The organism is Alcaligenes sp. EGD-AK7 (assembly GCF_000465875.3).
Lineage (GTDB): Bacteria > Pseudomonadota > Gammaproteobacteria > Burkholderiales > Burkholderiaceae_B > Alcaligenes > Alcaligenes phenolicus.
The window spans coordinates 139,311-160,001 of sequence record NZ_AVOG02000023.1 but is presented as its reverse complement, the minus strand read 5'-3'; the positions used below and the strand labels follow the sequence as shown (position 1 = coordinate 160,001).

General features: G+C 59.3%; 20 protein-coding genes and 1 tRNA gene. 11 read left to right on the top strand and 10 right to left on the bottom strand.

From position 1 onward, the window contains the following. Positions 1–67 precede the first annotated feature (67 nt). The 4 genes from htpG (at position 68) to N879_RS11680 (ending at position 6,506) form a co-directional block, all read left to right on the top strand. Positions 68–1,972: a molecular chaperone HtpG gene (gene htpG, locus N879_RS11695; protein ID WP_021447016.1), complete on the top strand. Its 1,905-nt coding sequence runs from the start codon at positions 68–70 to the stop codon at positions 1,970–1,972. A gap of 424 nt (positions 1,973–2,396) precedes the next feature. Next, a complete protein-coding gene (locus N879_RS11690) occupies positions 2,397–4,592 on the top strand; it encodes a TonB-dependent receptor (RefSeq protein WP_128831717.1) in 2,196 nt (731 codons plus the stop codon). A gap of 99 nt (positions 4,593–4,691) precedes the next feature. Further along, complete coding sequence (locus N879_RS11685; RefSeq protein ID WP_021447015.1) at positions 4,692–5,372, top strand: Fe2+-dependent dioxygenase; 681 nt, start codon at positions 4,692–4,694, stop codon at positions 5,370–5,372. A 21-nt stretch (positions 5,373–5,393) separates the two neighbouring features. After that, the gene (locus N879_RS11680; RefSeq protein ID WP_009463234.1) at positions 5,394–6,506 is read left to right on the top strand and encodes an alpha-hydroxy acid oxidase; all 1,113 of its coding nucleotides are present in this window, start codon (positions 5,394–5,396) and stop codon (positions 6,504–6,506) included. Here N879_RS11680 and ampD read toward each other — a convergent pair. Genes ampD through N879_RS11665 form a run of 3 tightly spaced genes read right to left on the bottom strand, consistent with a single transcriptional unit; the run spans position 6,494 to position 8,229 of the window. Next, positions 6,494–7,129 (bottom strand): 1,6-anhydro-N-acetylmuramyl-L-alanine amidase AmpD, encoded by a 636-nt coding sequence (gene ampD / locus N879_RS11675; protein WP_009463236.1) that lies wholly within the window; start codon positions 7,127–7,129, stop codon positions 6,494–6,496. The two genes, N879_RS11680 and ampD, sit on opposite strands and share 13 nt — an antisense overlap. Before the next feature lie 4 nt (positions 7,130–7,133). After that, positions 7,134–7,385, bottom strand: a complete 252-nt coding sequence (locus N879_RS11670) for a PP0621 family protein (RefSeq protein ID WP_009463238.1) — start codon at positions 7,383–7,385, stop codon at positions 7,134–7,136. Next, complete coding sequence (locus N879_RS11665; RefSeq protein ID WP_009463240.1) at positions 7,378–8,229, bottom strand: cytochrome C assembly family protein; 852 nt, start codon at positions 8,227–8,229, stop codon at positions 7,378–7,380. The genes N879_RS11670 and N879_RS11665 overlap by 8 nt, the downstream gene beginning before the upstream one ends. A 103-nt stretch (positions 8,230–8,332) precedes the next feature. Between N879_RS11665 and ffh the strand changes: the two genes are divergently transcribed. Further along, a complete protein-coding gene (gene ffh / locus N879_RS11660; RefSeq protein ID WP_009463242.1) occupies positions 8,333–9,757 on the top strand; it encodes a signal recognition particle protein in 1,425 nt (474 codons plus the stop codon). 101 nt (positions 9,758–9,858) lie between these two features. Here the strand turns inward: ffh and lysM are convergent, their stop codons facing one another. The 4 genes from lysM to trmB form a co-directional block, all read right to left on the bottom strand. Next, positions 9,859–10,302 carry a peptidoglycan-binding protein LysM gene (gene lysM / locus N879_RS11655; RefSeq protein ID WP_009463244.1) on the bottom strand — a complete coding sequence of 148 codons (444 nt, stop codon included), beginning with the start codon at positions 10,300–10,302 and terminating at the stop codon, positions 9,859–9,861. Positions 10,303–10,432: 130 nt separating this feature from the next. Then, entirely contained in the window at positions 10,433–10,633 is a 201-nt protein-coding gene (thiS, locus tag N879_RS11650; protein ID WP_009463246.1) for a sulfur carrier protein ThiS, read from the bottom strand. Between the two features lie 42 nt (positions 10,634–10,675). After that, positions 10,676–11,623 (bottom strand): prolyl aminopeptidase, encoded by a 948-nt coding sequence (gene pip / locus N879_RS11645; protein WP_009463248.1) that lies wholly within the window; start codon positions 11,621–11,623, stop codon positions 10,676–10,678. After that, a complete protein-coding gene (gene trmB / locus N879_RS11640) occupies positions 11,620–12,387 on the bottom strand; it encodes a tRNA (guanosine(46)-N7)-methyltransferase TrmB (RefSeq protein ID WP_009463250.1) in 768 nt (255 codons plus the stop codon). Before trmB ends, pip begins: the two co-directional genes overlap by 4 nt. Before the next feature lie 202 nt (positions 12,388–12,589). Between trmB and N879_RS11635 the strand changes: the two genes are divergently transcribed. Both N879_RS11635 and N879_RS11630 read left to right on the top strand, forming a co-directional pair. Beyond that, positions 12,590–12,663: transfer RNA gene (locus N879_RS11635), tRNA-Gly, on the top strand. A gap of 239 nt (positions 12,664–12,902) precedes the next feature. Next, on the top strand, positions 12,903–14,828 hold the full coding sequence (locus N879_RS11630; protein WP_009463252.1) for a tyrosine-type recombinase/integrase: 1,926 nt from the start codon (positions 12,903–12,905) through the stop codon (positions 14,826–14,828). Positions 14,829–14,855: 27 nt separating this feature from the next. On the opposite strand, the gene N879_RS11625 is transcribed toward N879_RS11630, so the two are convergent. Then, positions 14,856–15,479, bottom strand: a complete 624-nt coding sequence (locus tag N879_RS11625) for a LysR family substrate-binding domain-containing protein (protein ID WP_009463254.1) — start codon at positions 15,477–15,479, stop codon at positions 14,856–14,858. A 104-nt stretch (positions 15,480–15,583) separates the two neighbouring features. Between N879_RS11625 and N879_RS11620 the strand changes: the two genes are divergently transcribed. After that, a complete protein-coding gene (locus tag N879_RS11620; RefSeq protein WP_009463256.1) occupies positions 15,584–15,868 on the top strand; it encodes a helix-turn-helix domain-containing protein in 285 nt (94 codons plus the stop codon). 38 nt (positions 15,869–15,906) lie between these two features. On the opposite strand, the gene mobH is transcribed toward N879_RS11620, so the two are convergent. Then, a complete protein-coding gene (gene mobH / locus N879_RS11615; protein WP_009463258.1) occupies positions 15,907–17,751 on the bottom strand; it encodes a MobH family relaxase in 1,845 nt (614 codons plus the stop codon). Positions 17,752–18,082: 331 nt separating this feature from the next. Between mobH and N879_RS11610 the strand changes: the two genes are divergently transcribed. Genes N879_RS11610 through N879_RS11600 form a run of 3 tightly spaced genes read left to right on the top strand, consistent with a single transcriptional unit; the run spans position 18,083 to position 19,142 of the window. Beyond that, positions 18,083–18,301 (top strand): AbrB/MazE/SpoVT family DNA-binding domain-containing protein, encoded by a 219-nt coding sequence (locus tag N879_RS11610; protein WP_006489017.1) that lies wholly within the window; start codon positions 18,083–18,085, stop codon positions 18,299–18,301. Beyond that, a complete protein-coding gene (locus N879_RS11605) occupies positions 18,301–18,714 on the top strand; it encodes a putative toxin-antitoxin system toxin component, PIN family (protein ID WP_009463262.1) in 414 nt (137 codons plus the stop codon). Before N879_RS11610 ends, N879_RS11605 begins: the two co-directional genes overlap by 1 nt. 56 nt (positions 18,715–18,770) lie before the next feature. Then, positions 18,771–19,142 carry a DUF3742 family protein gene (locus tag N879_RS11600; protein WP_009463264.1) on the top strand — a complete coding sequence of 124 codons (372 nt, stop codon included), beginning with the start codon at positions 18,771–18,773 and terminating at the stop codon, positions 19,140–19,142. 14 nt (positions 19,143–19,156) lie between these two features. Here the strand turns inward: N879_RS11600 and N879_RS11595 are convergent, their stop codons facing one another. Further along, complete coding sequence (locus tag N879_RS11595; RefSeq protein ID WP_021447014.1) at positions 19,157–20,680, bottom strand: conjugal transfer protein TraG N-terminal domain-containing protein; 1,524 nt, start codon at positions 20,678–20,680, stop codon at positions 19,157–19,159. Between the last annotated feature and the right edge of the window lie 11 nt (positions 20,681–20,691).

Sequence of the window (20,691 nt, the reverse complement as noted above, 5' to 3'; positions counted from 1 at the left end):
CCCTATCTGTCTGCAATAGGGCGCGCTTTGGCGTGCGGCAATCAACCCATTTTTTTGCTTTTTCACCATGAGCCAGACTGACACTGCGAATACGTCCGAAACCTTGGGTTTTCAGGCTGAAGTCAAACAATTACTGCATTTGATGATTCACTCCTTGTACAGCAACAAGGAGATTTTCCTGCGTGAGCTGGTATCCAATGCGTCGGATGCCTGTGACAAACTGCGCTTTGAGGCTATCGACAATCCAGCTTTGCTGGAAGGCGACCCGGAAATGCGTATCCGCGTGGAGTTCGACAAGGACCAGCGCACGATCACCATTTCCGACAACGGCATTGGCATGTCCCGTGATGAAGCCATTGCCAACCTGGGCACCATTGCTCGCTCGGGCACCAAAGAGTTCTTCTCCCAACTGACGGGCGACAAGCAAAAAGACACTCAACTGATTGGTCAGTTTGGCGTGGGCTTTTACTCCTCCTTTATCGTGGCCAATAAAGTGTCCGTGCTGACACGTCGTGCCGGTGGCGATCAGGAAGCCGTGCTGTGGGAGTCCGCCGGTGAAGGCGAGTTCACCATTGCCGCCGCTGAAAAAGCCGAGCGCGGAACCACCATCACCTTGCACCTGCGTGAAGGCGAGGACGATTTCCTGGACGGCTGGCGACTGCGCAACGTGCTGCGTCGCTACTCCGATCACATCTCCTTGCCCGTGCAAATGCGCAAGGAAGAGTGGGACGAAGAAAAGCAGCAACAAGTAAAGCAGGACGAGTGGGAAAGCGTGAACCAGGCCAGCGCCTTGTGGACACGCCCCAAGTCGGAAATCACCGACGAGCAGTACCAGGAGTTCTACAAGCATATCGCTCACGATTACGAGAACCCTCTGGCCTGGACACACAACCGGGTCGAAGGTCGTAGCGAATACACCCAGCTCTTGTTCGTCCCCAAGCAGGCCCCGTTTGACTTGTGGGACCGCGATGCTCGCCGTGGCGTGAAGCTGTACGTGAAACGCGTATTCATCATGGACGACGCCGAGCAGCTGCTGCCTGCTTACCTGCGCTTTGTGCGCGGTGTGATCGATTCGGCCGACCTGCCGCTGAACGTTTCGCGTGAAATCCTGCAAGAAAGCCGTGATGTGCGTGCCATCCGTGAGGGTAGTGCCAAGCGCATCCTGTCCTTGCTGGAAGATCTGGCCGAGAACCAACCCGAGCAATATGCCGAGTTCTGGAACCAGTTCGGCCAGGTCCTGAAAGAAGGCACTGGCGAAGACATGGGCAATCAGGCCCGTGTCGCTGCCTTGCTGCGCTTTGCCTCCACGAATCAGGAAGGTTCGGCCCAGACCGTGTCCCTGAACGACTACATCGGTCGCATGAAAGAAGGTCAGGACAAGATTTACTACGTCACGGCTGACACTTTTGCCGCTGCATCTAACAGCCCGCATCTGGAAGTATTCCGCAAGAAAGGCATCGAAGTGCTGTTGATGTCCGACCGTGTGGACGAGTGGATGTTGTCTTACTTGCGCGAATTTGAAGGCAAGCAACTGGTATCCGTGGCCAAGGGTGGCCTGGACCTGGATTCGCTGGCGGACGAGGAAGAAAAGAAACATCAGGCAGAAGTGGCTGAAACCTTCAAACCTCTGGTCGAGCGCCTGCAAACCACACTGGGCGAGAAGGTCAAGGAAGTGCGCATTACTGCCCGTCTGGTCGATTCCCCAGCTTGCGTGGTGGTCGATGCCAACGAGCTGAGCCCGCACCTGCTGCGTATGCTGCAAGCCGCTGGCCAGGAAGCTCCCGAGGTCAAGCCGATTCTGGAAATCAACCCGGAGCACGCCTTGATCGCCAAAGTCCAGGCCGCTGACGACGAGGCTTTTGGTGAGTGGGCACAGTTGCTGCTGGAACAAGCCATGCTGGCCGAGGGTGCCGCATTGCAGGATCCCGCCAGTTTTGTGAAGCGTGTGAACCGTTTGCTGTTGAATCTGTAAACCTGAATCTTGCTGGCTCTGCCTCTGGGTGGAGTCAGCAATCGTTTAGCCTCATAGCCTTGATCTTCATTTGTAAGATCAAGGCTTTTTTGCGTTCATTGGCAGAGGACTAAGGGGAGAAGCAGGAAGATAAGGGGCTAAACAAAAGTTTGTGGCTAAGCGATTTTTTATTTTTTGTCCATCTTAATGAGAATTGATCGTAATACGATGTATGGACGCCACAATGTAAGGACAAAAACGCGGTTTTTGAACCGAATTTCAGGAAATCGTAAGATTTGGATGGACTTCATAATAAGAATGATTGATATTACCGCTTCCTTTAAAAGCGCTTATCTGGCAGCGAAACATCGCTAATAGCGAGCGATCGGACTTGATTCGATGGCACTGCCCAAAAAAGAGCGATAACTACCACATGGAGCTGGTGATGTTGTTTGTTTCCACCCTGCCGCCTCGTCGGTTCGCCGAGACGGTTTTGTCCGCAGCATTGTTTGCTGCTCTGACAACTCCTGCAATTGCTCAAACCGCCAATCCAGGCGTGACCGAGCTGCAATCCATCAAAGTTCAAGGCACGACGGATGCTAATGGCATTGATGGTTTTCAAGCGCATAAAGCGCAATCGGTGAAGTTTTCCGAGACATTGCTTAACACCCCGCGTTCCATCACCGTGATCCCGGAGGAGGTGATCAGGGACCGTGGCGCAACGTCGCTGCAAGATGTGTTGCGTACGACTCCTGGCATTACCCTGGGATCGGGCGAAGGAGGCACGCCTATGGGTGACCGTCCCTTTATCCGGGGTTACGAAGCCAGTACCGATATTTTTATCGACGGTGTGCGCGACTATTCCCGTGGCTCGCACGAGACCTTCAACCTGGAATCGGTTGAAGTCTTGAAAGGTCCCAGCTCGGCTTATACCGGCCGTGGCGGTACCGGCGGCAGCCTGAACCTGGTGACCAAGTCTCCCAAGCTGAAAGACTTCTTCCAGGTGGAAGCGGGCTATGGCACGTCTGATCAATATCGTCTGACTGCTGACGGTAACTACGCTTTCTCGGATACCGGCGCCATCCGTCTGAATCTGATGCGTATGGGCGGCGAAGTGGCAGGGCGCGATGGTGTAAAGATTGATCGCTGGGGCATTGCTCCTTCCATCGCCTTTGGTTTGGGTACGCCAACGCGTGTGACCTTGTCTTACTCGCGTCTTGAGAACAAGGACATGCCGGACTTGGGCTTTCCTTTCAAGAATGCTGCCAATCCGGATCGCGTCACCCCACTGGAAGCGGACCGCGATAACTTTTACGGTCGCCGCAATGTGGACTTTCGCAAGTACATTGCCGATACCGCTTCGGCCAGCGTCGAACATGATCTGAATGATCGTTTCACGGTGCGTAACGTCACGCGTTACAGCAAGACTCTGAATCACTATCTGATGACGCGTCCGTCTTTTGATAACTGCGCCGCAGGTGCAGGTGGGGCTTGCGCGACGGAAGGTGCTGGCTTGCAGTTTCGCCGCGATGATCGGACGAACTACCGTGTTGCAGAGTCTCTGCTGAACCAGACAGATGTCTACGGCAGCTTTAATACTGGTTCGATCAAGCATGACATCGTTGCAGGTGTGGAAATCAGTAAGGAGGAAATCCACAACAAAGCGATGACGGGTGGCCCAGGCCGTGATACTGACTCGTTCTACGACCCGAACCCTAATCGACAGTACAACTATTCGCTGCAGTACGGTCCCAAGACCAAAACCGGCGATATCAAGACCCGTTCGGCCTACATCTTTGACACTGTGACCTTGAATGATCAGTGGATGATCAATGGTGGTTTGCGCTTTGATCGCTTTGAAGCCGACAACACCAAAGAGTCTCGCAAAGACGATATGTGGAACTATCAGTTGGGCGTGGTCTACAAACCCGCACAAAATGGTTCCATTTATCTGAGCTACGGTACATCTTCAAATCCTACGGGTGAAAACCTGGGGCAGGCCGGTGGTGCAGATGGCCCGGCAGGCGGAGCAGCAATTCGTGACTTGAAGCCAGAGCGCAGCTACAGCTGGGAACTGGGGACCAAGTGGGATGTGGCTGACGAGAAGTTGTCTTTGACAGCGGCCATTTTCCAGACCGACAAGAAAGATGCTCGCTCTACTGATCCGTTGACCGGTGAGGTGTCCTTGAGTGGTAGCAATCGTGTGCGTGGTCTGGAGTTGGGCGCGGCTGGTGCAATTACCCCTAACTGGAATCTGTGGGCTGGCTACACCTACCTGGATCCCAAGATCAAGAAGTACCGCAACAAAGACAATGTCTTTGACGGCAACCAGATGAAGTTCATCTCCAAGCAGAGCTTCAATATCTGGACAACCTACAAAATCATGCCCGAGTTGACCTTGGGCGCAGGTGCCACATTTGTAGGCAAGCGCTTTGTGGATGACGCCAACCAATTGAAACTGCCTTCTTACTGGCGTTACGATGCGATGGCGCGCTACGACCTGAACAAGAACGTGTCCTTCCAGTTCAACGTCAACAACATCAGCAATGTGCGCATGTATGATGCCTCTCACGTTGGTATTTTTGCCAACGTCGGTCCAGGCCGGTCCTACATGTTTAATGCCTCTTACCGCTTCGAGTAAGTTGCACCTTGTAGTGTAAAGTCGGATGGGCCGCCCTCTTGAGGCGGCCTGTCTGCTTCTCGTACGACTTTGTGCTTTTTTTGTTCTTGCAGGTATCCCATGCTGATTACTATCCCGGACGTTCTCAACGCTGAGCAATTGCGAGACTGTCGCCAGGCCCTGGAGCAGGCGCAGTGGGAGGATGGGCGTGCGACGGCGGGTTATCTGGCCCAGCACAGCAAACGGAACCTGCAACTGCCTCTGGATGCCGCCGTGTCTCGCCAGATGGGCGAGTTTCTGATGCACGTACTGGGTCAGCACAGCGGCTTTATTGCCGCTGCCTTGCCTTTGCGTATGCTGCCGCCACGCTTTAATCGTTACGAGGGTGGCGGGGAGTACGGCACGCACATTGATAACGCGATTTTTACGGTTCCTGGCACGGCTCAGCGCTTGCGTACGGATGTGTCCACGACCTTGTTCTTTAGCGATCCGGATGAGTACGAGGGTGGGGAACTGGTTATTGAAGATGTGTACGGCACGCAGTCCATCAAGTTGCCTGCAGGACATATGGTGGTGTATCCCGGAACGAGTCTGCATCGCGTCCAGCCTGTCACTAAAGGAACGCGCTATGCCTCGTTTTTCTGGACGCAAAGCATGGTGCGCCATGCGCATCAACGCAAGTTGCTATGGGAGCTGGATCAGAGCATTCAACAACTGGCCAAGCAGAATGCGGATGCCCAGGAGCTATCACGCCTGACGGGGATTTATCATAATTTGCTGCGTGAATGGAGCGATGTCTGATCGCCTGGAGCTTGATTGATCATGTCCCAAGAACGGCTGCCCCCTTTAAGTAGCATTCCAGCTCAGATTGCCTGTCTGAGGGATTACGAACCGTATGCCCGTCAGCGTATGCGCGCGCAGGATTGGGCTTACTTCAGTGCAGGGGCGGCGGATGAGCTGACGCTGAAAGACAACCTGGCCAGCTTCGGGCGCTGGGGCTTATGGCCTGCTGCTTTAAGCACGTTTGATCAGCCTTCCACCTGTTTGACGCTGCAAGGGCAGTCCATGGACTACCCGATTCTTCTGGCTCCCGTGGCTTATCAGCGATTGGCTCACCCTGATGGTGAATTGGCCAGTGTGTTGGGCGCGGGTGCGATGGGAGCGACCAGTGTAATTAGCATGCAGTCCAGTCATTCCTTTGAAGAGATTGCCGCACAGGCGCATGCCCCCTTGTGGGCGCAGTGGTATTGGCAAAGGGATCGCGCATTTACTCTGAATTTGCTGGGGCGGCTTGAAGCGGCAGGGTATACCGCGCTGATGCTGACAGTGGATGCTGCGGTAAATGGTGTGCGTAATCAGGAACAGCGTGCGGGCTTTGCCTTGCCCGCAGGTGTGGATGCCGTGAATTTGCGGGGTGCCCCCACGCAGCAGGCGGTTTTAGGCGCAGCAGGCACCAGTCCTTTGTTTGGCAGTGGTTTGCTAGATACGGCCCCGACTTGGGATGATCTGGCCTGGCTGGTGCAGAACTGTCCTTTACCTGTTTGGGTGAAGGGAATCATGCGACCCCGTGATGCTCAGCGAGCCCTGGAGATGGGGGTTGCCGGGATTGTTGTGTCCAATCACGGTGGGCGAACCTTGGATGGTGCCCCCGCTTCTGTGGATGTCTTGGCTCAGGTTTGTCAGGTCGTGCAGGGCAGGGTGCCGGTCCTGATGGATGGCGGTATTCGTCGCGGAACAGATGTGCTCAAGGCATTGGCGCTGGGAGCAACAGCTGTGATGATCGGCCGTCCCTATATTTATGGTCTGGCCGCTGCAGGAGCGGCCGGTGTTGCTCATATCCTGCATATTTTGCGGGCGGAGCTGGAAGTGGCGATGGCGCTGACCGGCTGCAATACCTTGGCCGATATTGGCCCTGAACTACTTTATCGGTCTTGATCTGGCACTTGTCTTGGCTTTGGTCCCAACTCTTGTTCCGGCAATGTTTCTTTGGGCCAGCCATGTTCCCGCTTCACCCGTTCCCAATCAAAGAAAGGGCCCGGATCTGTCTTGCGCCCCGGAGCGATGTGCTCATGGCCACGTACGGCGCGCAAGTTATGGCGCATACGTAAGGCGCGGCTCAGGCGGGATAGCTCCCGGTACTGCGCTTCTGTGAATGGCTCGAAATCGCTGCCTTCCAGCTCAATGCCAATAGAGAAATCATTGCAGCGCTCGCGGTCTTCAAAGCGCGACACACCCGCATGCCAGGCGCGGCGGGTAGTGGGAACAAACTGGATGATGTGGCCAGTGCGCTGGATCAGAAAGTGGGCCGAAACTTTCAGGTCCCGGATGTTCTCGAACCAGGGGTGGGCGCTGATATCCAGCTTGTTTTGAAAAAAATCCCGAATGTAGGGGCCGCCGAACTCTTGCGGTGGCAGGCTGATATTGTGCAGCACCAGCAAGGTCGGGGTGTCGCCCTCGGGGCGGTCATCCTGATTGGGTGACAGGGCGCGCAAGACATTGGCATGAGGTTTCAGCCAGCCCTGTCGGTCCAGGTCGTAAGCGTGGTGCATGCGGGCCATGGCGTTAACTGCGTGGGCCGCGCTTGGCGTGTTCCAGGCTGCACCAGGTGTGATGATTGCTCATCAAGGCTTCGGAGCGTGGCAGATAAATCCCACAGTGTGCACAACGGACCATTTCTTCAGCAGCACCTTGCTTGCGCGGGGGACGCATGGTGGGATTGGGTGGATTGCGCTTGCGGGCCTTGTTTTGCGACACGATGCGGGCAATGATCATGGCCGCCAGGATGGCGACAACCCAAAATAAGACTTTACCCAATTTTCCCTCGTTGCAAGATGACGTCTAGTACAAAGTGGCTGCCTGTATAGGCCAGCAGCAGGAAGGCAAAACCGGCCAAGGTCCAGCGCAAGGCAACGCGACCACGCCATCCATACTGTTTTCGACCCCATAATAAGCCACCAAATGTAACCCAGGATAGCAAGGTAAAGACAGTTTTGTGGTCGGCGGGCAAAAATTTACCGTCTATCGCCATGGAGACGGCGGCACCGCTCAGAATCGTGAAGGTCAGAATTACGAAAGAGACACGGATCAGGCGAAACAGCAGCTCCTCTTGCACCAGCAGGGGCGGCATGGTGTCCAGAACCCGGCTGAACAAACCGCGTTGCTCCTGATGAAGAATAGGGCGGTGCAACTGACGGTCCAGAGCCGTCATCAAGACGGCGTGCAAAGCCGCTACGGTACTAAGCCCATAGGCGACCAGCGCAATCATCAAGTGAATACGTAGCCATTCATTGCCGACATGGTTGACGATATGGCCTTCGGGAAAGGCCATGGCCAGCAGGCTGACGATTGTGGCTGCAGGCAGTAGAATGAGCAGCAGGCTGTCCAGACGCAGATACAGGCTTTGGAACCAGAACACCACCATGCCCAGCCAGATTGCCGCTGACAGGGCCAGTGCCCAGCTCAGATGCAGCCCCTGAGGCAGCACAATAGTCAGTAGCAGGCCCGCTCCGTGCACAATGATGGCGCAGAGCAAGGCCACCCGGCTGGGGGCGTTCAGTACGGTTCGGGTGCTGCCGCGAGTCAACGGACGCCAGAGCGAGATCGACAGCACGATGTACGCCAGTGCGGCGAGCAAGTGAAATACAATACTTGCAGACATAAGTCCCGGATTTCCTGAAAAACGGTACGGGGCGTACCTCAAGTGGCCATTTTATTCTTATTCGTAGACCACACGATAACCTAGTTTAAGCGAACCCAGTCCTATGTTTGAAAATCTGACCCAGCGTATGTCGCGTGTGGTGAAAACCATGCGCGGACAGGCTCGTCTGACCGAATCCAATACTCAGGATATGTTGAGGGAAGTGCGTCTGGCTTTGCTGGAAGCGGACGTGGCCTTGCCCGTCGTGCGCGAGTTTGTCGCACGGGTCAAAGAAAAGGCACTTGGTGTTGAAGTTGCCGACAGCTTGAATCCTGGCCAGGCACTGGTGGGTGTTGTTCACCAGGAGCTGACCAATCTGATGGGTGCAGACCTGGGTGACAACGCCAGCGAGCTGTCCCTGGCGGCTCAGCCTCCCGCGATTATTCTGATGGCCGGTCTGCAAGGTGCGGGTAAAACCACCACCACCGGTAAGCTCGCCAAATGGCTGAGCGAAGGCGGCCACGTTCAGCATGGCCGCAAGACAGGCAAGAAGAAAGTTCTGGTGGTCAGTGCCGACGTGTATCGTCCAGCCGCTATCGAGCAGCTGAAAACCGTTGCCGCCCAGGTGGGCGTCGAGTTCCTGCCCTCCGATCCCAGCCAGAAACCGGCCGACATTGCTCGTAATGCCCTGGATCACGCCAAGCGTCATCACTTTGATGTGCTGATTGTCGACACGGCCGGTCGCCTGGGTATTGACGAAGAAATGATGCGCGAAATTCGCGCTCTGTACGATCTGCTGAACCCGATTGAAACTTTGTTCGTGGTCGATGCCATGCAGGGGCAGGACGCGGTCAACGTGGCCAAGGCCTTTGCTGATGCCTTGCCGCTGACGGGTGTGGTGCTGACCAAGCTGGATGGTGATGCACGTGGTGGTGCGGCCTTGTCCGTACGTCATGTCACCGGTAAGCCGCTGAAGTTTGTGGGTGTTTCCGAAAAGCTGGATGGTCTGGAGCCATTCCACCCCGAGCGTATGGCTCAGCGCGTGCTGGGCATGGGCGATATTGTTTCGCTGGTTGAGCAGGCCCAGCGCAATATCGACATCGCCGAAGCGCAGAAGATTACCGACAAGATCAAATCGGGCGACAAGTTTGACCTGAACGACTTCCGTGACCAGTTGCAGCAAGTCAAGAAGCTGGGTGATATGGGCTCCTTGCTGGAAAAACTGCCTGCCCAGTTCTCGCAAGCCGCGTCTCAGTTGCAAGGTGGTCAGGCTGAACAGCAATTGCGTCGTACGGAAGGGATCTTGAACTCCATGACCCCGGCCGAGCGTGCCAAGCCCGAACTGCTCAAAGCCTCGCGCAAGCGTCGTATCGCTGCCGGTTCTGGCGTGCCAGTGCAAGAGGTCAATCGCTTGCTCAATCAGTTCGAGCAAATGCAAGGCATGATGAAGCAGATGAAAAAAGGCGGCATGGCCAAGATGATGCGCGGCCTGGGCGGTATGGGTGCCTTGAAAGGTCTGGCTGGCAAGGGCTTCAAGGGTTTTCGCTAAGAAGCGCTTGGAGCTTGCCGCAAGGGCGTGACTCGCTCTGGCAGGACCACCAAGAAAAAAGCCCGCATACGCGGGCTTTTGTTCGTCCTGGGCTGTTGTTGTTACAGCGCTGGAATACGCAGTACCTGACCGGGATAGATCTTGTCAGGATGGCTGAGCATAGGCTTGTTGGCTTCAAAAATAACCGTGTATTTTGCGCCGTTTGCCTTGCCGTAGTTGGTTTCAGCAATTTTCCACAGGGTGTCGCCTTTTTGTACGGTGTACATGGTGGCTTGTGCGGAAGGCTGAGCAACGCTGAGCTGGTTGTCGACTTGAGAGACACCCAGGGTGTTACCCAGAGCCAGCACAATTTTTTCGGCTTGTTCGGTGGAGGCTGCTTGGCCGCTAACCGTGACTTTGTCGCCATCAACCGTCAGATTCAGACCGTCGGCGGAAAGTTGGTGTTTGGCCAGTTCTTTCTGGAGTTCGTCAGCTGTTGCTGCTTTGGCTTCGTTGGCACCAAAGAGTTTTTCGCCGACATCTTTAAGAAAACTGAATACGCCCATCGCTTTGCTCCTGAAGTTAGGGTTCTACGGCTGCCTGCTTGATGGCAGGCGAGACGGCCCATTATGACCTCATTTTTATCCCCGAAGCCGTAGCTGAATGTCAGCAATTGTGCATTTTAAAGGGCGAGTATCAGCCGCCACCGACGGCAACCACGATTTCAATGATGTCGCCTTCTTTGATCGGGGTGATGCCGTGCTGGCTTTTGGGCACGATATCGCCGTTCAGCTCCACGGCGATGCGCTTGTTCTCGTAGCCCAGCTCGATGATAAGCGTGCCAACCGTGTCGGAGTTTGCCAGAGTCTTGCTCTGGCCGTTCAGGGTAATGTTCATTCTTGTCTCTGGATATGGTCCGGCCAGGGCCGGACGAGTGATTCAGATGGCAAACTTCTGGGTGGCGGCCAGCAGCCGGGCCAAAATGCCGGGTTCGTCGTAGGCGTGGCCTGCGTCCGCAACCATATGAAATTCTGCTTGGGGCCAGGCGCGATGCAGTTGCCAGGCTGTATGCGCCGGAGTGCACACATCATAGCGTCCCTGTACGATGACACCGGGAATGCCATGCAAGCGGTGGGCGTTTTTCAGCAACTGATCCGGCTCCAGAAAACCCCGGTTCATGAAATAGTGGTTTTCAATACGCGCAAAGGCCAAAGCAGCTTTATCACTGGACTTGGCATCCAGGTGATTCTGGCTGGGCAAGAGCGTGATGGTATTGCTTTCCCATTGCGACCAGGCGTGTGCGGCCCGTAACTGCACAGCGGGGTCATCGCCTGTCAGACGCTTGTGGTAGGCGGTAATCAGGTCCCCGTGCTCTTCCTTGGGAATGGGGGCCAGATACTGTTCCCAGATATCGGGAAACAGGCGCGAGGCACCTTCCTGATAAAACCAGTGCAGCTCTTCAGGACGGGCCATGAAGATACCGCGCACAATCAGTTCACTGACGTGCTCGGGGTGAGTCTGGGCGTAGGCCAGCGCCAGAGTCGAGCCCCAGGAGCCGCCAAACACCAGCATCTTGTCGGCCTTGAGCTTTTCCTTGCGCAGCCGCTCCATGTCCTGAACCAGATGCCACGTGGTGTTGTTTTCCAGGCTGGCATGAGGGTAGGAACGCCCGCAGCCGCGCTGATCAAACAGCAGCACATTGTATTTTTGCGGGTCGAACAGGCGACGGTGATCGGTAGAACATCCTGATCCCGGCCCACCGTGCAAGAAAATGGCCGGTTTACCTGCCGGGTTGCCGCAGCATTCCCAGTAGATATGGTGCCCATCATCGGTGTGCAACGTGCCTTGGGCGTAAGGCTCTATAGGCGGGAACAGGGTAGCGCTCATTGTTCTTTCTTGGGCCAGTTCAGTTCAGGGGTAGGGGTGTCATTGCGGGTGAAGATCAGATCCCACACGCCATGACCCAGACGCAGCCCACGGTTCTCGAACTTGGTCAGTGGACGGAAGTCGGGGCGGGGTGCGTAGCCTTCGTGCGTGTTGCTGAGCATGGGCTCGGCGGACAGCACTTCCAGCATTTGTTCGGCGTAGTTTTCCCAGTCGGTGGCGCAATGGATGTAACCACCGGGTTTCAGACGGCTGGTCAGCAACTGAATAAAGGGCGATTGCACCAGACGACGCTTGTGATGGCGCTTCTTGGGCCAGGGGTCGGGAAAGTAGATATGAATACCGGCCAGCGAGCCGGGAGCGATCATGTCGCGCACCACTTCCACCGCGTCATGCTGGATGATGCGGATGTTGCTGATCTGGTTGTCATCAATGCGCTTGAGCAAGGCACCGACACCGGCATTAAAGACTTCCACGCCCAGGAAATTGTCGTCCGGGCGGGCCTGGGCAATTTTCTGGGTGGTTTCACCCATGCCAAACCCGATTTCCAGAATCAGGGGATTGTCATTGCCAAATACCGTTTCCGGTTTCAGGATGTTGTCGCGGTAGCTGATCGACCACAGGGGCAAGAGGCGCGCCAGGGCTTGTTCCTGGCTGGGCGTAATGTGCGCGCGCCGATGAACAAAGCTACGGATATGGGTCTCGCCGGAATTGCTGTTCGCGACATTGGGCGACAGCAGGGATTGTTTTTCGTTGCTGGAGGTCATGGTTGTGGCGCGGGCATCAGGAATGGCTCGCGTATCAGCTAAAAGCGGGAAAACTCTATTGTAGTGAGTCTTGCCGCCGAATTCATGTGGTGGCGCGCGAAAAAGATAGGGCCGGGGCGACGCATGAAGAAAAGATCGCGCTATAATTTTCGCTTCCCCATTCGCGGGATCGTCTGCTTTTGAGGCAGACCTCTCCATCAGGGCGGGTGTAGTTTAATGGTAAAACTGATGCTTCCCAAGCATCCGTCGTGGGTTCGATTCCCATCACCCGCTCCACTTCAACTTTCCATGGTGTTCCAAGGATGTCCATGGAGTGTTGCAAGTCATTGTCACGGTTCGGCTTTTCTAGAAAAGCCATTCCAGTGACGTCCAGCGAGATCCACTGACAGCCGGTCAAAACCGGTACATCAGGTGGTACATCGCAATGCGGAGCTTCCCGATTCCGCATTGTTGCTGGGGGAGCCGGGGCTCGATGGGAAACATGGCACTCAACTCGCTTTCAAGGAGTTGGGATCATGCTTTCGGACCTCACGGTTCGCCAAGCCAAGGCGACCGGCAAACCCTACACCCTGGCCGACACAGACGGCCTTTCCCTCTTTGTTTCAGCCACCGGTGCAAAGGCGTGGCACTTCCGCTTCTCGTGGGGCGGCAAGCGCGACCGCATGTCCTTCGGCACGTATCCGGCGCTCTCTCTGAAGGACGCCCGTGCGCTTCGCGATGAAGCCCGCTCGCTGCTCGCCAAGGGCATCAATCCCCACAGCGAACGCAAGCGCAAGCGGCACGCGATCGTCCTGGCCGGCGAGCACACCTTCATGGCCGTCTACGAGCAATGGCTGGCCCATCGCCGGCTCTCGCTGGAGGAAGGACGGCAGACCAGCCTGGAACAGATCGGCCGCGTCTTCAAGAAAGATGTGTTCCCCTCGCTGCGGCACCTGACCATCTACGAGATTACCCGCGCGCACCTGCTGGACATCATCGGCAAGGTGGAAAAGCGCGGCTCGCTGTCCGTGGCCGAGAAGCTGAGGACCTGGTTCACCCAGTTGTTCACCTACGCCACGGTGGCGATTCCCAACATGGGCGATAACCCGTCCAGGGACCTGGAAGTGGTCGCGCTGCCGTTGCCACCGGTCGAACACAACCCGTTCCTGCGCATGCACGAGCTGCCGGTCATGCTGCAGACACTGCGCAAGTACCGCGGGCGCCTGAACACGCAGTTGGGCATCCGGCTGCTGATGCTCACTGGTGTGCGCACCGGCGAGCTTCGCTTCGCCACGCCCGATCAGTTCGACCTCGACCGGGGCCTGTGGGTCATCCCGGTGGCCAGGCTCAAGCAGCGCAAGCTGCTGACCAAGAAGAAGCGCAAGCGTCTCATCGACATCCCGCCCTACATCGTGCCGCTGTCGGTGCAGGCGCAGGAGATCGTTCGCCACCTGTTGGACCAATGCAAGCCTGCCCAGGTCCATATCATCCCAGGCGACTGGTGCCTGAAGAACCCGATCAGCGAGAACACGCTCAACGCCGCGCTCAAGCGCATGGGCTACGAGGACCAACTCACAGGGCATGGCATCCGGGCGACGATCTCGACGGCGCTGAACGAACTCGGCTACCCGAAGAAATGGGTGGACGCCCAGCTATCGCATGCCGATCCAGACAAGATCAGCGCGACCTACAACCATGCCGAATACGTCGAGCAGCGCCGCGTCATGATGCAGGACTGGGCCGATCGCCTGGACCTGTTCGAGCAGAACCAGGTCGAGGTTGCCAGCCGGCATCTGACCATCACGCTTCAGGGCCTGCCGACCATCGCCGGCCAGGCGGCCGCGCAGCCGCCGGTGGCCGACCTCACCGCGCCGCAGTTGATCGTGACCGCGCCGACGCCCGAGCAACCCGAAGCGCCGGCATCGGTGCAGCGGCTGTCGGCCGTGCGCATGCCCGAGTACGCGCGGCCGCGCCTGTCGGAGGTGCAGCGCGAACGCCTGCAAGTGCTGGAGACCTTCGAGGCGCCGCACAACCTCTCGGTGGCGGACTACGCCAAGCTCGCGGGCAAGTCGCGCCGCTGGATCACCTACGAGATCCAGGCCGGCAACCTGCTGTCGATCCACATGGGGCATCGCGGGCAGCGCGTGCCGGACTGGCAGCTCGATCCGCTCAAGCGCAGGCTGGTCCAGTCCGTCCTGAAGCAGCTGCCACGGGGCATCGACACCTGGGACATCTACCACGCACTCCTGCGCTCGTACGAGGCTCTCGGGACACGGCCGGCCGTCGAAGCCGTCAACCCAACGAACCTGCATCTTGCCGCGCGGCTGGTGGCCGCACAGTGCATGCAGGCGAGCGAGCCAGTCGTGACGACCGAGTTCCCTGAGCAGGTCCGGCAAAGCGTGCAGCAGCTGGTGCGCGAAGCCGTCGCTGCCGATGCCGCCGAAGTGACGCCGGGAGACTGATCGAGCCAGGGTCGCGCCGAAGTTCGGTCAGGCGCTTGCCTGGAGCGCTTGGAAGAACGGCTCCAGGCGGGTGCTGTCCGTATTTCGACGGCTCAGGAAGTACGTGGTGAGCATCAGCGCGCCCTCTTGCAAGGGACGCTGGACAACGCCAAGGGCACGATGGCCCTCGATGCGGGCGGCGGGTGCCAGGCAGACACCGTAGCCGGCGGCCACCAAGGTCATCATCAACCCGAACGATGTGGCCGTCGTGACGGCCGAGGGGACGACGCCGGCCACCGTCAGCAGTGAGTCGATTTGCCCACAGTAGCCGACACAGTCGCGCCCATCCAGGGCGATCCAAGGGTGGTCGGCCGCTTGCTCCAGGGACACTGACGCGAAGGCCAGCAAGGGGTGATGGGCCGACACGGCCAATGCCAGCGCGTCGCGCCAGACGGGTCGGACTTCGATGCCTTCAGGTGCTGCGGGCGATTGGCAGAGGCCTGCCTCGAAAGCCCCCGCGAGCAGTCCTCGATGCTGATCCTCCAGGCGCTGTTCGTGAAGACGAATCGGGTTGCCCGGATGACGCCGACGATGTTCTGCCATCGGTACCGACAACCGGGGATAGGCCAAGCAGTCCGACAGGGCAATGTTCAAAGGATCGGAAGCGATCATCGTGTCACCCGCACAACGCCGACACTAGAAAAAACCGCGTGCTGTTGGTCAATGAGATAAGTTTAACGTGGTTTAAATTCGCTTGAAACGTGACGCTTCTGTTGATGCAGAAGCGATCGGTGCAACGCGGGAGACCTGCGGGAACAAGAACCTATGAAAGCGAGCCAGCGCGCGCTTTCGGCGTTGCCGTGCGCGAGGCACGGTCCGCGCAGGGGCTGGCGCAGGAGGTGTTGGCGGAACAGGCGGGCATCGCCCGGTCGCACATGGGCAAGATCGAGCGCGGCGAGCACATGCCCACGCTGGTGTTGATCCTGCGGATCGCGAAGGGGCTGGGTTGCTCGGCCGCGGCACTGATGGCCGCAACCGAATCGCAACTGTCCGAGGAATAGGACACCACCGAATAGCCCGACAACGCGGGCTTGGCCGGTCAGTCATCTGGTCGCAGGCATGCGGCATGCGTTGTGCCCGGGGTCGCTGAATTCCGCGCTAGGGACAGGTAGGGGTTGTCCGGCGGGACTTCCGCGAACAATCCCGAAGGCGCCATCAACAGATAGCCGTGCAACCGCCGCGACTTGCGCGGTCCGGTAACTTCGCAGGTCCAGATGTTCAGGCCGCTGTCCTGTTTACGGTGCAACCCCAGCTTCTCGAAGCGCTTCTGCACCCATTGCCAGTCGTGCAGATCGTCCTGCCGGGCCAGCACCTGGATCTCCGGATGTTCCTGCACGTAGCGCTGGAAAACGCCGGGGCTGACCAGGTACGCCGTGCCATCGACGGTATGCACCAGTGCCTTCGCATCGTTGATGATGAGCTTGCGCGATTCGATGCCTTGCTTGAGCCAGGCAATGAAGTCTTCCCCGGACGGCGTGGCCTTCGCGGGAGCCGGCATGGCGGCAGGACTGGTCGGCGCCAAATGAGCCACTGCCGCAGGTGCGGCGGCGGATGGTGATGGCGGTTCCGCGCTGGCGGACGATGCACTGGTGGTGGCTGCGTCGGACGCATCAAGCACCGACAGCAGATCGGAGACCGGGTCCGCGATCCCGGCCGGGCAATCCGCTACCCCAGGGGACGGTGAGGTGGCCGGGATGCCGGCGGAGGCCGGCGCTGCCTCATCGCCAGGGAGGGCCTCTTCCGTCGTGACCGTGCCGGCGAACGGTGCGGGACGCTCGCCCGACTCCCAGATCAAGGCCGGCGACAGGCGCAGGAAGGTAAAGCTGTGCGACCAGCCGGTGCCGCTCGTAACGGTGGCCCGCCAGATCGCCTTCCCATCCGGGGCGGGCTGCACGATGCCATGGTCCTGGAGCACCGTGAAGACGGCGGTGTTGTTCGATGGAATGCCTTCGATGCCCTGCGATAGGAGGTGCGCGCGCAGCTTGTCGCTGACCGTCTTGCTGACGAGCCAGAGTGCCTCCGGGGTCAGCCATCCATCCGACGGGCCGCCAGGCTGGTTCAGCTTGAATTCCTCGCGCAGCAGGTAGCGCAGACCATCCAGCAGCTTGCGCTGCAACGCATGCTTCGGCGCCGCCATCGCCCTGGCCGGATCACCGCCGAGCGCCAGGGCCACCGATGCCTGGTCAGCCTTGACGACCAGCTCTCCCAGCGTGCCGGCATGCTCGTACTGGCCCGCCAGCACGTACAGCAGCGCCGACCACAGGTCCTGGTAGTCGCTCAGCCAGTCGAGGATGCCGGCATCGAGCACACGGGTGTAGAGCAGTCCCGTGGCGGCGCCATGCAGCCGGTACTCGCGATCCGTCCGATAACGAAAGCGGTACGGCTGCCGCAGCGGCCCGTGCCAGGGGTGCCAGACCAGGCCATCGGCCTGCTCGACGTGCAGGTCGACCGCGATCTTGCCAATGTCGTGCAGCAACGCGGCGTAGGCGGTCCCGGCGGTCCAGGCCTCGGCTTGCGCGGCCTGGGCCTCGGGCGAGGCGCCGGCCGGAAGCAAGTGGGACTGCCTCAGTTTGAGCGCGTAGGCCACGATCTCCAGGCCGTGGTCCAGCATGCCGCCCGGCCAGGCATGGTGATGCGCCTCCGAGGCCGGGAACTGCTGGACCAGCTCGGCGTAGCGCTCCAGCGGCGCCAGGTACAGCGAGCGAAACTGCCGACGCGACAGCGAGGTGCGCTGCCAGATATGTTCCAGCAGCCGCTGCCGGTGCGGCTCCGCCAGCAGCGATGCGGCCGACTGCGGTGGCGTCAGCCCTTTGGCAGGCTCGACAGTTGGTGGCGCGGCGGCAGTGGTCAGCGGCACCCGTTTGCGCTGGAACAGCGAAAGCATGGCGACATCCTGGTGATGGGCTGGCCGGAGGAGCCTTTTGGCCTTTTCGGGTAGGGCCTTTCCCCTTGAGGCCTTTCCCTTGCTCCATCCCCAGCCCTTTGGCCTTCGACAAGCCCTTTGATATAGGGGCAGTCGGCTTCGTGTGCCGCAATCAATGCGGAGCCCGTGCGCTCCAGGATCGGACGGAACAAGCACTGTGTTTTCACCGGATCAGGCAGTTTCAACCGGCGCTGAAAGCACGGCAGGCCCTGAAACCCCTGCGCCCGAAGGCATGCTTGTCGAGAATGAAGTAAGGAAGTAAGATTTCCTTTGAAACTTACGGAGGCCTCCCATGCTTGCCAAGCTCACTTCGAAAAATCAGATCACGCTGCCCAAGGCGGCCGTGTCCGGCGTGGATGCGGCGGAGTACTTCGACGTAACCGTCGAGGGCGGTCGGATCGTCCTGACCCCCGTGCGGGTCCAGAAGGCCCAGGCCGTGCGCGAGAAGCTGGAGCAACTCGGGATCACCGAGCAGGACGTCGAGGATGCCGTGGCCTGGGCACGGCGGTGATGCGCAGGGTCGTCCTCGACACCAACATCGTGCTGTCGGCGCTGATCTTCAGTGCCGGACGCCTGGCCTGGATACGCCACGCCTGGCAACACCAGCAGTTGCTGCCGCTGGTCTGCCGGGAGACGGCCAGTGAACTCCTGCGCGTCCTGGCCTATCCCAAGTTCAAGCTGTCGACCTCGGAACAGCAGGAGTTGCTGGCGGACTTTCTGCCCTACGCCGATGTGGTGGAACTGCCGGCGCCATGGCCAGACCTGCCGGTCTGCCGCGACGAGAAGGACCAGGTGTTCCTGGTGCTCGCGCATGTCGGCAAGGCGGATGCGTTGATCACGGGCGATGCGGACATTCTCGCCATGCGAGAGGACTTTCCTGGCCTGATCATGACCGCCGAAGCATTCGCGGCGCGGCAGGCATGAAGGAGAACGGCACGGCCTTGCCCAACGACCGTGGAACGACCATGAGGTAGCCGACCATGAAGCACACCGCACGCATGACCACCGCAGCGCGACTCGGCCGCTGGCTGGGCGGTGTATGGGGCGGTTGCCTGCGCGCGGAGCGTCGAGTGCATCAGTGGCTGATGGCGCAGGGACTGCCGGCAGGCGGTGCAAGGGTGCTGATCTGGGTGGTCAAGCTGGCGACCCTCGGGGTGTTGCTGTACGTCTCGGTCTGGGCGGCGCTGTTGCTGGTCGCTCTCGCTGTGGCAGCCAGGATGGCGGAGCAAGCGCCGCAAGGTGACGATGATTTCCTCGGACGCAAGGCTGAAGAGCTGGATCATCGCGAAAGCCTTGCCTACGACCCCATCAACTACAGCGATGACCCAGATCCACGATTCGAAGACGATTGAACCGGCGGTTGGAGCTATTTCTGCTTGGCCGCACCGATCATCAAGCCGCCGCCCCTGCCACCGGCTTGTCCGGCATCCCGCGTGCCAGTACTCAATCCTTGAAGCACGTTGCCTGCACGGATACCAGCCCAGGCCAATGCCGCCACCCAGAACGTGGGCAAGATCAAAAACATCGTGGCCATCACGAAGTTCAGCAGCATGTCTCCGAAGGTGTTGTTGAGGCCCACCAGCGGATCGAAGTTCGTGTGCGGCCGGTTCCAGCCCCACCCCCAGCCGTAGAGCGCATCGAGGATCGTCGAGTCGATCCAGCGGGCGAGCTGAAACCAGAAGTCGGTGAAGAACAGCGCGAACTGCACCACGCTCACCGTGACCACGGTCTTGAGGTCATAGGTGCCGATCAGCAGCACCAGCGGGATGCAGATGACCAGCGCCATCTTGAGCAGGGACAGCACCATCGGCAGCGCCTGCCGCACCACGTCCATCGCCGGGAAATAGCCCAGTGATCCGACGGCCAGCCCCACGTCGCTGGCGGCGCGGGTGACGATGTTGGGCAGCGTCATGTCGATCTGGCCACCGTAGTCCGTGTAGACCGCCCCCCGGTTGAGCTTCTGTTGCCGAGGGCTCGCGACGGCGCGGATCACCGAGTCGTTGACCTCGGCCTGGCTCAGGAAGCCCGCCCAGCCGGCCAGTCGCGTCAGCAGGTTGGGATCGACCTGGGCCAGCAGTCGTGCCCGCAGGCCCTGGCCGCCGTCGGACCACCACTGCCGGCAGGTCGGGTAGCCGCCCCCGCCGGGCACCTGGGCCAGGCCGGCGTCGCGCGTGGCGTCGAACGGCCAGGCATCGCGAGGAGTCCTGGAGCGGTAGCTGTCGTAGAAGCCGGCGGTGCCGACGAAGTAGCTGGAGCCGATCCAGGTGACGTCGTGCATCTGCTCCTCGCTCAGGCTGGGCCGGGTCATGAACAGCTTGGCGCGGGCGGGGCCATAGCAGTCGCGGGTGAAGTCGCTGACCTCCTGGGCCAGCACCGGGTCGTCGATGCGGGTCGCGTCGATGTCCATGCGGATCTGCCGCAGGTCGGTGCCGCAGGGAATGGCCGCGACCGAGGCGCCGGTGATCGCGCGCGAGATCGCGTGCATGGCGAACCACCACACCGGCACCTTGGCCGACTGGTTGTTGATCGTGCTGAACGATTGCGACCAGCCAGTATCGGTCGGCTCGGGTACGCTTACCTGGCATTGCGTCGAGCGCGACTGATCGTAGCGGATGGTGTTGAAATCGACGTCGATGAAGGGGATGCCCGCGAACATGATCACCACGATGGCGACGAAAACGCGGTTCTCGATGCGAGCCGAGGACAGCACGCCCTTGTTGCCTTCATCCGCGCCTTCCGCGCGGGCCTTCAACCATTCCTGGATGACGATCGCCAGGAACGGGACGGCGAACACGCCGCTGGCGACCAGCACCGACCAGATGCCGTTGTGGACCACCCAGGACACCAGCGTCAGGTAGTACTCCAGGTAGTCGGTGGTGTACAGCGTCATGGCGAACCTCG